Annotated in this window: 11 protein-coding genes; 2 read left to right on the top strand and 9 right to left on the bottom strand. The window is 42.7% G+C overall.

Annotation, left to right across the window (positions count from 1 at the left end; all coding sequences use genetic code 11):
• Positions 1–11: 11 nt before the first annotated feature.
• Positions 12–1046 (bottom strand): N-acetyl-gamma-glutamyl-phosphate reductase, encoded by a 1035-nt coding sequence (argC, locus tag J2S25_RS09050; RefSeq protein WP_044391951.1) that lies wholly within the window; start codon positions 1044–1046, stop codon positions 12–14.
• Between the two features lie 251 nt (positions 1047–1297).
• Between argC and J2S25_RS09055 the strand changes: the two genes are divergently transcribed.
• Positions 1298–1960 (top strand): Crp/Fnr family transcriptional regulator, encoded by a 663-nt coding sequence (locus J2S25_RS09055; RefSeq protein ID WP_044391954.1) that lies wholly within the window; start codon positions 1298–1300, stop codon positions 1958–1960.
• Between the two features lie 556 nt (positions 1961–2516).
• Here the strand turns inward: J2S25_RS09055 and J2S25_RS09060 are convergent.
• The 5 genes from J2S25_RS09060 to moaA form a co-directional block, all read right to left on the bottom strand.
• Positions 2517–3233 (bottom strand): YwiC-like family protein, encoded by a 717-nt coding sequence (locus tag J2S25_RS09060; RefSeq protein ID WP_307191732.1) that lies wholly within the window; start codon positions 3231–3233, stop codon positions 2517–2519.
• A 153-nt stretch (positions 3234–3386) separates the two neighbouring features.
• Positions 3387–3905: a molybdopterin-guanine dinucleotide biosynthesis protein B gene (gene mobB / locus J2S25_RS09065; protein WP_307191733.1), complete on the bottom strand. Its 519-nt coding sequence runs from the start codon at positions 3903–3905 to the stop codon at positions 3387–3389.
• Positions 3899–5164, bottom strand: coding sequence for a molybdopterin molybdotransferase MoeA (locus J2S25_RS09070; RefSeq protein ID WP_044395509.1), 1266 nt, complete (start codon positions 5162–5164; stop codon positions 3899–3901). The genes mobB and J2S25_RS09070 overlap by 7 nt, the downstream gene beginning before the upstream one ends.
• 191 nt (positions 5165–5355) lie before the next feature.
• A complete protein-coding gene (cls, locus tag J2S25_RS09075; RefSeq protein WP_307191734.1) occupies positions 5356–6867 on the bottom strand; it encodes a cardiolipin synthase in 1512 nt (503 codons plus the stop codon).
• A 345-nt stretch (positions 6868–7212) separates the two neighbouring features.
• Positions 7213–8232, bottom strand: a complete 1020-nt coding sequence (gene moaA / locus J2S25_RS09080; RefSeq protein ID WP_044395505.1) for a GTP 3',8-cyclase MoaA — start codon at positions 8230–8232, stop codon at positions 7213–7215.
• A 473-nt stretch (positions 8233–8705) separates the two neighbouring features.
• On the opposite strand from moaA, the gene J2S25_RS09085 reads away from it, so the two are divergent.
• Positions 8706–9404 (top strand): Crp/Fnr family transcriptional regulator, encoded by a 699-nt coding sequence (locus tag J2S25_RS09085; protein WP_307191735.1) that lies wholly within the window; start codon positions 8706–8708, stop codon positions 9402–9404.
• A 174-nt stretch (positions 9405–9578) separates the two neighbouring features.
• On the opposite strand, the gene J2S25_RS09090 is transcribed toward J2S25_RS09085, so the two are convergent.
• From J2S25_RS09090 to J2S25_RS09100, 3 genes are all read right to left on the bottom strand, one after another.
• Positions 9579–10703 carry a TIGR04053 family radical SAM/SPASM domain-containing protein gene (locus tag J2S25_RS09090; RefSeq protein ID WP_307191736.1) on the bottom strand — a complete coding sequence of 375 codons (1125 nt, stop codon included), beginning with the start codon at positions 10701–10703 and terminating at the stop codon, positions 9579–9581.
• A 181-nt stretch (positions 10704–10884) separates the two neighbouring features.
• Positions 10885–11196, bottom strand: coding sequence for a metal-sulfur cluster assembly factor (locus tag J2S25_RS09095; RefSeq protein WP_044395498.1), 312 nt, complete (start codon positions 11194–11196; stop codon positions 10885–10887).
• A 75-nt stretch (positions 11197–11271) separates the two neighbouring features.
• Positions 11272–11719 (bottom strand): prolyl oligopeptidase family serine peptidase (locus J2S25_RS09100; protein ID WP_307191737.1); only part of this gene is annotated, 448 nt, incomplete at its 5' end.

The raw sequence follows: 11719 nt of genomic DNA on the forward strand, positions 1-11719 counted from the left end.
TGAATCCTCCTTTATGGATACAACGGCATCAGATTAAGACCCGCCGTTTCATCTAATCCAAACATAATATTGGCGTTTTGTACGGCTTGCCCTGCCGCGCCTTTCATCAAATTATCAATGACTGATACAATTGTCAGCCGCCCCGTCCTGCTGTCCGCATGCAAGCCAATATCACAGTAATTCGAGCCTTTTACTTCTTTCACCGCCGGAAAAATCCCTTTCTTCCTAACTCTTACAAAGGGGTGTCGGGAATAGGTTTCCTCATATAAATCCAGCAATTTCACCGTATCGATCTCTTTTTTTAGGTTGACATACATGGTTGTCATGATTCCTCTCGTAACTGGAATCAGATGGGTGCTGAAGGTTATCTTCATCTCTGCCCCATTCCAAAGACTTAATTGCTGTTCAATTTCCGGGGTATGTTGATGCTCATTTACTTTGTAAATTTTGAAATTTTCGTTTAACTCAGCATACAAAGTGCCTAATGATGGAGATCTTCCTGCCCCTGATACGCCCGATTTAGCATCAATGATCACACTTTTGGGATCGATCACTTTTTCCTTGATAACCGGCGCGAGACCGAGAAGCGCTGCAGTTGGATAGCAGCCTGGATTAGCGAGAATGCTTGCATCGGCAATTTTCTCTCTGTTCCATTCACTAAGTCCATACACTGCCTCGGTCAGAACTGACTCAGCTACTGGCTCATGTTTATACCATTTCCTATAAGAATCGGATTCTTTTAATCTCAAGTCTCCGGACAGATCGATGACTTTTATATCTTTATGAAAAAAGCTTTCGACAAGTTCTCCGGAAACCTTCGATGGTGTTGCCAGGAAGACAACATCTGATTCGGCGACAATTTTTTCAGGATCGATGCTTGTAAGGACTTGTTCAAAAATATTTGTTAAATGGGGATACTCGAAAGATATCGGCCTTTCCTCCCTTGCTGTATGTACGGAATGAATGCTGAAAAATGGATGATTATTGAGTATACGAATCAGCTCTCCGCCACCATAACCTGACGTTCCAATAATAGCTGCCTTCATTGGTTTCCTCCTTTCAACTTATGCATAAATAATCAATTAAACTTATAATTATTAGTGAAGTTCCTTTTATTATAAAAATGAAACGAAAAAAAAGCAACTAAATTATTAACAATATGTGAACTTTTCACAATTACATTGATGATTTTATATGCTTTACAATATAATAATATTAATATTAGATACGGACGGGTGTATAGATTTCTAAAAAGGTGGGAATCGCTATGTTGACGGCTACAATCTTGTCACCAAATATGAATAATTTGTTTGAAAAAGTTCATAGAATCAAAAAGATTAATAAAGGCAGTCTTCTTTTTGAAGAGGGAAATACTGCAAACGAGCTGTATATTATTCAGAGCGGAAAATTTCAAATTAGCAAGATGGTTTCTGATGGACGTGAACTGACCATTAGAATGTGCTCTGCGGGTGAGTTGGTCGGAGAATTGACGTTATTCAGTCCGACATCGCAGCATATTTTAAATGCCAGGGCTTTCGAAAGCGGGAGTGTAGCGGTCATTCCAAAGGACCTGCTTGAGGACGAAATTGCAAAGGATAGCAAATTGGCTCTGGAACTCGTGAAATGGCTGTCGCTGCAACATCGCAAATCGCAAACAAGATTCAGGGATCTCGTTCTACACGGAAAGAAAGGTGCATTGTATTCTACCTTGATCCGTTTGGTGAACAGCTATGGTGTGGAAACAGCCGACGGCACGAAAATAGATGTATCCTTGACAAACCAGGAATTAGCCAACTTCTGCGGTACATCACGGGAAGTCGTGAACCGATTACTGAGTGAGCTTAGAAAACAAGAAATCATCTCCATCGACAAAGGATTTATAACCGTACACAAACTCCATATGCTGAGACGAGAAATTGACTGCGAAAACTGCCCAAGCGAAATATGCAATATTGAATAAGAAAAACCGGGCAGAAACCGCCCGGTCCTTTTTTGGTTTGGCTGATAATCGATTTCTACTCCAGACACTCGATTTCCGCGAGGAGACTGGCGAGCCTCCCCTCGCTCCGCTCAAACCTATTCCGATCGCAACCGAGCCAATCACTATCCAAATAAGTAATTTCACGCCAAACCTGTCAAAATAACAGGGGTTTCTTGACAACTTTCCGCTCAACACACCCAAACCTGTCAAAATAACGGAGTTTTCTTGACAACTTTTCGCTCAAAGCACCCAAACCTGTCAAAATAACGGGGGTTTCTTGACAACTTTCCGCTCTATACCCTCAAACCTGTCAAAATAAATTTGTCCAGCATTTGCACATAGCCCAACGCTTAGGCAAGCTGTTTGCCGCTAACTCCTCGAGACGTTTTTCGCCTTCGGAGTCTATCAACAAAAAAGATTCGTTTAAGAATATTGGGATCCACGCCCAATTTTCCCGCAATTACAAAAAAGGCTAAACAGATAAATTCTGATATTATAACAAAAGCCGCCAGAGTTCTGGCGGCTTTTGCTTGTTTTATGAAATTGCCAAAAGCATGATGAGGACAAACATTGCTGCATTTACAATTTCGTAAATTCCCACCTTCATGGCGCTAAGCGGTCTTCCGTAAAGTGCAACGGCTCTGATCAGGCTTGGTACTGACGCAACAGCGACAATTGCTTCTCCTACTCCCAGCCATAAAAGCGGAACGAGAAGATGATAAATCCAAGAAATCCACTTGTACGAACTGTTTTTCTTTTCCCGGAACATTGTTTTCACATAGAAAGTACTTCCTGTAAAAAATAAAATACTTGACGCAAACACAAGAATCCCGTGCGGATTCATTTCTGCACTAGGCAGGTAATTGCTAGCCAGGCCTGCGATGGAAAAAACAATAATTGCACTGAGATCATTCAATAAAGCCCTGTCATTATTTTTAGCAGAGAAATAGGCGTTAAGGGTGAAGAAGGGAATCATTGCTAACCCAAAGAACACGATCGATGGGGTTGTGAATAACGGAACCATTAAGAATATCAAAGCTGGAATAATATAAATCATGGCCCATTTGCGATAAAACGGGATTTTCTTTTTTTTGAACATCAATAAAAGCGGATAGGTTCCCAAATATAGCAGCAGCCAGCCAATAAAAAACGGGATATGCTGCCAGACGATTTCACTTGCCGCTGCTCCAAGCCAGAAAGGGATGAACAACATCGCCCAGGCTCCATGCTGTTTCGGTATAAATAATTTCATGAATGAACACTCCCTTTTGGTTCCTACCTTAACTTTAAACCAGTCGGGAGATTCGACAAGTGAAACACATCACATTTTTGGCAGTGACAATTCCAACTGACACCGAATTGTCAAAAAAGAATCGGATCTTTGCGCGCAAAATCGTCGTTCCGATTAAACTTGATCGAGAAGGTACTCAAGAACCCAAACGATTCCTCTGTCATCTTCCATTTGAAAAACTGGACAAGGACAATCTTTCAATAAGTTGACCACAATCGGGTCACGATAAAAAACCACTTGAATATTGGCAAGGTCTTTTACTAACTCTATATCTGCTTCGTTCCTAAGAATAACAGCTTTTGGATAGGGCTCCCTTTTGTAACCCTCTATCAGGATGACATCTGCCTGAAAACTGGATACTACGTTTATTTCTTCAGCCAGTGACCATTGTTCTTTTTCCGCATGAACAACGAGCCTGCCCCCACCTTCGACAATTGAGACAACAGCTCCTGCGCCGATATGGCGTTCGGAATCCTTTTCTTTTGCTATATCAGGCTTGCCTCCGTGACCATGGTGTTTCACTGTTGCAACCTTCAGGCCGGCTGCTGTTAATCGCTTTATAAGGGTAAGGCTCAAGGTCGTCTTTCCGCTATTCTGATATCCTACTATCTGGAACAGCATTGGTTTTACCAAGGCCAGTCACTGCCAGCATGGTCTTCAAGGAGCAGAACTTCGACTTCAGTTCCCGTTTCGAAACCTCTTGATCCTCCTGGAAGAATCATCAGGGAATTCGCACCCGCTAAACTCATAATGATATTAGATTTATCAAGGCCACTTGGTGTTACGGACAGCTTGCCGTTTTCAATGGCCAGAGCGCTTCTGACAAACCTAGTAAACGGATTTGCCTTAGGGAAATTGGCATCTAGAATCGCCTTTTCCTTTCTTAGATGCGGCTTATCGGTGAACAGCATTGTCCTAATAATTGGCCGCGCAAATAGCTCAAATCCAACATAACAAGCAGAAGGGTTTCCAGACAGGCCAAACAGCAGCTTTCCATCCAGCTGAGCAACGGTGGTCACGCTGCCCGGACGCATTGCTACTTTATTGAACAGGACTTCTGCTCCAAGTTTTGCATAAATCTCCGGCAGATAATCGTAATCCCCAACGGAAACTCCCCCGGTTGTGATGAATAAATCCACTTCCTCCATCGCTTTGCTTACTGCATCAAAGCAGGTGTCAAAATCATCAGGCAGCTGTCCAAAATATTTAACTTCAGCTCCCGCCCTAAGGATCTGCGCGGAAATCATATAGGAATTGCTGTTGCGGATTTTTCCCGGTTCAAGCGGCTCATGGACATCAAGCAGTTCCGTGCCGGTTGCATACAAGCCAATTACCGGCTTTTTTGCAACAGGGACATGAGCGTAGCCAAACGTTGCCAGCATCGCCTGGATTCCGGGATTGATGAAAGTGCCTTTTTTGACAAGCACTTCCCCTTCCTGCGCATCTTCCCCACGATAGGAAACATTATCTCCTTTATGATGCTTTCGTTTCGTCTCCATATATTTTTTTCCGTCTCGGTCTACTTCTTTCGATAGTTCCAGCATGACCACCGCATCAGCGCCAACTGGCATCTGTGCCCCAGTCATGATCCTAACAGCCTGGAAGGGTCCAAGTTCCTTATCGGTTAGCATTCCTGCCCCAATATGGTCTACCACTTCAAATTCTACTGGCTGATTTTGGGATGCTTCCTCTGAATCGACTGACCTGATTGCATAGCCATCGTATGGCGCCCGGTCAAAATGTGGGACGTCACTCGTCGCTTTCAGATCCTCTGATAAATACCGTCCATAGCTTTCATTGATTGATACATATTCAGTTGAGCCACTCTGCTTGTGCTCCATGACTCTTTTGACTGCCTCTCCGATCGGGATAGGGTTCCTTCGTTCCAACATATAATCAGCTCCTATTGCACGCTTAACTTGATAGATTACTCTTTTGAGTATAAGAGTAATGGAAAAATGAATAGATAACAAATCTCATCGTATTTTCTCATAAAACTTTCAAAAAATATGTAGACTTTTTGTGAAGTGTACGAAAAACCCTTTAATCACAATACTATTTTCCATATTATGGATTTGTCCAGCTACAATACCCCTGAAAACAGCCTGGCGAAAGATTCCTTCGTTCTTTCCCTTAGCCCCCGCTTATAGTATTGGACTGGGCTGAGTTTCGCTGAATCTTCAAGGTCCTGTTCATAGTGTGCCACCAGATCTCGGATCGAACTTGACCCAAACAGGAAAACATTTACTTCAAAATTAAGATGGAAGCTCCTCATATCCATATTGGCCGTTCCAATCGATGCAATATTTCCGTCGACAATGATGACCTTCTGGTGCAAGAACCCCTTTTTATACAAGTAAATTTCAGCGCCATTCCGCAGCAGTTCCGAGAAGTAGGAACGGCTGGCATACTGAGTCAGAAAGCTATCGTTGATTTCTGGCACTATGATCCTCACTTCGATCCCTTTCGCTGCTGCGACTCTTAATGCCGTCCGTATCGCTTCATCAGGAACAAAATAGGGAGTCGCAATCCAGATCGACTTCGTTGCACAGGACATCATCGTATAGTAAAAATCACTCATGATGCCTTGCTGTGTGTCCGGACCGCTTGGAACCACCTGGACTGCCCCATCCAGTTCATCGCTTTCATGCAGCTTTTTCTCAGCAACCTGGTGCGCAAGAATCTTTTCACGATTAACATATTCCCAATCAAGCAGAAAGACATTGTGCAGAGTATAGACAGCCTCTCCGGTCAGCATCATATGAGTATCACGCCAAAAACCGATCTTCTCGTCTTCACCAAGGTATTCTACGCCTACATTCAAACCGCCAACAAATCCAATTTCACCATCAATGATAACAATTTTCCGATGGTTTCGGAAATTGAATTTCTGATTGAAAAAACCGTATTTTAACGGAGAGAACGGGGCAGCTTGAATGCCTGCATGCTGCATGTTTTTAATGTCAGCCGCGTCAATTTTCATGCTGCCGGCAGCATCGAACAGGAATAACACCTCAACACCGTGCTTCGCTTTTGTTATCAGGATGTCGATGATTTCCTTTCCGAGCCGGTCAGAACGAAAAATATAGTATTCCATATGAATAAATTTTTCCGCTTCACGTAATTTCTGTTTCAATTCAGAAAAAGTTTCGTCCCCATTTTTAAGAATTTTCACTCTTGATGCTGTCGTAATCGGGGTCATAGTTGCATTCTTTGCATATTTTGCAAAGCAAAGCTGATTTTCGGTTAAGAAAGAAAGGTCCCTTGACTCTTCCCTCCTCATCAGCTTTTCCCATTGATCACGGTCTCTAATACGCTTGCTTTTGTATAAATACCCTTTTAAATACAGCTGTCCAGAAAATAAATAAAAGAAATACCCGGCGACTGGAAATACCAGCAGCACATACATCCACATCAATGTGTGTGGTGCCGACCGGTTCTCCAGCATCAGCGAAAAGATACTAATAAACAGGATCAAAGAATATCCCACAATCGCCATTATTTTCATTGTCTGGCTGTATCCAGTAAAAAAGACTATATAAACGCACACTATTAAAATAACTACAAATAAAAAATCCATTCTTCTCTTTAGCATTCGGCAGTCTCCACCATTTATTTATTGTAGATTCCTATATACCCATAACCCTTTCGGTTGGAAACATAGTATGCCCAAAATGCTTATTCCCAAAGAAAAGCGCAAGCGCCTTGATCAGCCCCAACAAGCGTTGCCCGCCTAAAACGCCACGTCCTGTGGCTAGCGGGTCTAGCACGTCCTGTGCCTCGGAGGTCCGCCCGAAGAAGTCGCTCTTTGACTTCATCGGGCGGACCGAAATGTCTCGAGGGGCTAGGCGCTGGAGCTTGACAACTCTCGAAGTTAAATTTGTACTTTCTTATTCTAAAAAAATACGTTGAAGCAGAAAAAGACTCCAAAATGGAGTCTTTAGCCGCCTATATAGGACATCTCAATCTTCTTTTTTCTTTTTCCTGCTGTTTCAGCTGTGCGTTCATCTGAATAACGATCGGTGCGATGATTCCAAATTGCTGTCACTCGTTCACGGAGTTCGTCATCTGTTGCACCGGCACGCATGAAGTCACGGATATCATGACCATTGCCATTGAAAAGGCAGGTGAAAATCTGGCCATTTGCCGATAAACGGGATCTTGTACAGCTGGAGCAGAACGACTCTGAAACGGAAGAGATGAAGCCAACATTGATAGCAGTTCCTTTGTAACGGTATTTTTTGGCGACCTCCCCATAGTAATCGGGATCAACCGGCTCTAGTTCATGATGCTGACTCAGCATGTCATAAATTTGCTTTTTGGTGATGACGTCATCCATCTTCCAGCCGTTTGTACTGCCTACGTCCATGTACTCAATATAACGGAGCTCCAGTCCTTCCTTTTTGCAGAATTCTGCCATCGGAAGAATCTCGGAATCATTCAGGCCTTTCTTAACAACCATGTTGATTTTTACGCCTAATCCGGCCTTTTTCGCTGCTTCAATTCCCTTGATTACTGGTCCTACCCCAACATTTCGGCCATTTATTTTGCCGAATAATTCATCCTTTAAGCTATCCAAACTAATATTCACACGCATTAAGCCTGCTTCAAAAAGCTCTTCGGCATATTTAGGGAGCATGACACCATTAGTTGTCAACGCGATATCTTTCAGTCCTTCTAACTGATGAAGCTTCTTGACAAGGATTGGCAAGTCTTTGCGCATCAAAGGTTCGCCGCCTGTGAGCCGAATTTTTTCCACTCCCAGCTCAATGAACAATTTTGCCAAACGTTCGATTTCTTCATAGGACAATAGCTCACTCTTAGGCAAAAATGCAAAGTCAGGTCCAAAAATCTCAGCAGGCATGCAATACTGGCAACGGAAATTACAACGATCAATGACAGAAATACGTAAATCACGCAGCGGTCTATTTAATTTGTCTTTTATTATGGTTTTTCCCATTTGTGTCAACTCCAATTATAGAAGTTATGATTATGGACATTTTACCAGCTAAAAATATCGGTAACTGTTACTATTCTCACTGTAACATGAAAAGTCCTTTATTTAAAACTGTTGATTTTCACTTATGTTTATATTACACCATAAAAACAGCCCGGATAGTGTTTTTATGGTGAAATGTCATTATGTTGTCATATTGCAGGCAAGACATGGTCACATAGTCGAAGCTATTTCCTCCCCTGTAACTTTGTTCATTGAACTGACACAGTTGCAGCCAAACTCAGAAGCAGTTGGCTTTTTTAATCGATATACTATACATAAAGGACTTTGTTGCAAAAATGTGAACGGATCAACGGATGATTGTGACGAGATTTTGACATTTACTGAAACGTCATTTAGTTAACACTATCTAGGTGTTATTATTATCACCAGAACAAAGTGCCACGGATGATAACTATTGAAAAAGGGTGATGACCATGCCAAACACAACGAAACTAACTCATTCAATTGAAATTAAAGAATTGCTCCAATTTGCAGACCGAACATTCAAGATTACCAAGGGCACGTACTTGTTCCAAGAAGGCATGGAGGCAGAGGAGCTTTATTTGGTTCTTGGCGGCAAGGTGCAGATTAGCAAAATTACCAAGGATGGCCGTGAACTCGCATTACGAATTTGCGGGAAAAATGATCTTTGCGGTGAATTAACCCTATTTACCGAAGCGCCAAAGTATCTGCTTAGCGCATTGATTCTGGAGGATGCAACCATTTCTGCAATTCGCAAAGATGTGATTGAGAAGGAGATTTTCCAAAATCCAACGCTCGCATTTGAATTTATGAAATGGATGAGCGACCATTTCCGCAAAACGCAGACAAAATTCCGTGATTTAGTCCTTAACGGGAAAAAAGGTGCACTGTTCTCCACATTGATCAGAATGACGAATAGCTACGGTGAACAAAGAGAAACAGGCATTTTGATTGATCTTCCTTTAACAAATCAGGAATTGGCCAATTTCTGCGGCACTTCCCGCGAGAGTACAAACAGGATTCTAAATGAGTTAAAACGGGAAGGAATCATCTCCATTAAAAACGGGAAAATCCTGATACATGATTTAGAGTACTTACGCCAGGAAATTGGCTGTGAAAATTGTCCAGCAGTTTTCTGTTCGATTGATTGATAGGAAAAGCACAAGCGCCTTGGTCAGCCCCGACAAGCGCAGGAGCTAGACAATTCTCAAAGTGAATTTTATACTTTTAAGAAAAGCGAGTGATAGCTTCACTCGCTTTTACGTTTTCGGCAGCTCGTTTGATGTGAGCTGCCGTTTTTGCTGCAAAATTCTCTCCTGCGCTTGTTAGCTTTCCTGTTTTTGTTTTCTCAGCGCTTTTGGAATATAGACGCAGAACGGCTCGCTTTCCAAGTAGTCACCCGTCATGGCATAGGCGCGCGAACGAGAACCTCCGCAAACAAACCTAAACTCGCAAACACCGCATTTTCCTTTGTATTCATCTGGGTTTCGCAGTGACTTGAATATAGGGGATTCCCTGTAAATTTCAGCAAGGGGCTGTTCCCGGACATTCCCTGCTTTAACAGGCAGCAATCCACTCGGATATACGTCTCCAATATGGGATATGAATACAAACCCATTTCCATCGTTGACCCCTTTAGGAGCGCGGCCAAGACCATCCATCGATCCCGTCAAACCTTCACTTGTCAGCGCCGTCAAGTAATCAATTTCATCCGTATGATTCTTTGCCTCACGCATTTTTTGCTGGATAACAACCCGACGGTAATGCTGAGCTGCCGTTGTTTTTATGTCAAACTTCACTCGTTTGCTCACATCATAGAGCCACTGGAACACTTTTTCATGCTCTACCGGGGAGATCATATCCTTTTCCTGGCCGCGTCCTGTCGGGACAAGGAAAAACACACTCCACAGGACACAATCCAGACCCTCAACCATTTTTGCCATTTCCTCTAAATAATCTATATTATATCGTGAAATAACGGTATTGATCTGAATCGGAATTTCGAGCTCGTGCAAATACTTGATTCTTTCCATCGTTAAGTCAAAGGACCCCGCTGTACCTCTGAAGTGATCGTGAATCTCAGCTGTTGGACCGTCGATGCTGAACGCCCATCGAGATAAGCCGACTGCTTTCGCCTTTTCAATCGCTTCCTTCGTTACATTCGGTGTCGCACTTGGTGTCATCGATACGCGGACACCCTTTTTCACTGCGTATTCCGCGATCGCAAATACGTCCTCCCTCATTAAGGGATCTCCGCCTGTAAAAACAAGCATCGGATTATTCATTTCGTAAATTTGGTCAATTAGCGCTTTTCCCTCTTCGAATGACAGTTCACGAGGATCTCTGCTATATTGTGCCTCTGCGCGACAGTGCAGGCACTTTAACTGACAAGCTCGTGTAAGTTCCCAAATCACAATGAATGGGTCGTGGTTAAAATCTCTTTCCAACATATTGGCACCTCCTTAAGTACTTCTCCATATCAAAAGTATATAAGTGTTTCCAACATGTTAAAGTGAACTAACTCACATACAACATCGCCAAACGCGCTTTTTCTATGACATTTTTGTGTCCTGTGCTTTAAATTCTATAAAAAAAACAGCAGGAGAATTTTCTGCTGTTTTGGAAGTTTTATTAATCCCTAACACCGAGGGCAATTTTTGCATACCGCGTCATCATATTTTTTGACCATGGCGGATTGAAAACAATGTTTACTTCGGTATCTTTGATTTCCGGAAGGTCGGCAAGGGCTAATTTTACTTGCTCAACGATTGTACCAGCTAGCGGACAGCCCATGGAGGTCAAGGTCATTGTTACAGTAGCAAGTCCTTCTTCATTCAAGTCGACATCATATACCAGCCCTAAATTCACGATATCAACACCAAGTTCAGGGTCTACGACCATCTCAAGCGCACCCATAATGCTATCTTTTAATTCTTCATCCATTGGTGAACACTCCTTTATTAATACTTTGCTTGTTTCTATCATAACAATGTTTCATTCCTAATAAAAGCAGAAGGTCTAGAGATGCTTAGCAAACCACTCTGCCGAAGCCTCGACCCCAGCGTTGGTGACATTGTGTCCTGCATGCTCATCGGTAATAAATTCAAACTTTTCCGCTGATCCTTCATAGTTTTTCCTATTTTGCTGATAAAAATGATAGGCTGACTCATATGGCACTACTTGATCCATTTTGCCATGCCAAAACAACAGTGGTCGTCTGTTCAGTTTTTCAGGCTGCTGACTGAGGTCGTACTGTTTCAGCTGTTGGAGCAATTCGGAAATTTCTTTCTTCGATAGATGAAGTGTTACGTTCTGTTTTTCCATTTCATTCAGCTGCCACAAAGCAAATCGTTCATATGCTGGATTGCCCAGTGAACTACTCCCACCACTTACCACCCTTACAGGTGGCTTGAAGTGGGGGCTTCTCGACTTATCGTTGCTTTTCCTAGCCAACAAAAACTGACCG

Origin of the sequence: Mesobacillus stamsii (genome assembly GCF_030814065.1) — a bacterium.
Taxonomy (GTDB): Bacteria; Bacillota; Bacilli; order Bacillales; family Cytobacillaceae; genus Mesobacillus; species Mesobacillus stamsii.

Excerpts from the sequence above, each read along its gene's own strand:
- J2S25_RS09055 (WP_044391954.1), top strand. The coding sequence starts at position 1,298 with ATGAATAATTTGTTTGAAAAAGTTCATAGAATCAAAAAGATTAATAAA.
- moaA (WP_044395505.1), bottom strand. The coding sequence starts at position 8,232 with ATGGGAAAAACCATAATAAAAGACAAATTAAATAGACCGCTGCGTGAT.
- argC (WP_044391951.1), bottom strand. The coding sequence starts at position 1,046 with ATGAAGGCAGCTATTATTGGAACGTCAGGTTATGGTGGCGGAGAGCTG.
- J2S25_RS09090 (WP_307191736.1), bottom strand. The coding sequence starts at position 10,703 with ATGTTGGAAAGAGATTTTAACCACGACCCATTCATTGTGATTTGGGAA.
- J2S25_RS09070 (WP_044395509.1), bottom strand. The coding sequence starts at position 5,164 with ATGTTGGAACGAAGGAACCCTATCCCGATCGGAGAGGCAGTCAAAAGA.
- J2S25_RS09060 (WP_307191732.1), bottom strand. The coding sequence starts at position 3,233 with ATGAAATTATTTATACCGAAACAGCATGGAGCCTGGGCGATGTTGTTC.
- cls (WP_307191734.1), bottom strand. The coding sequence starts at position 6,867 with ATGCTAAAGAGAAGAATGGATTTTTTATTTGTAGTTATTTTAATAGTG.
- J2S25_RS09085 (WP_307191735.1), top strand. The coding sequence starts at position 8,706 with ATGCCAAACACAACGAAACTAACTCATTCAATTGAAATTAAAGAATTG.
- J2S25_RS09095 (WP_044395498.1), bottom strand. The coding sequence starts at position 11,196 with ATGGATGAAGAATTAAAAGATAGCATTATGGGTGCGCTTGAGATGGTC.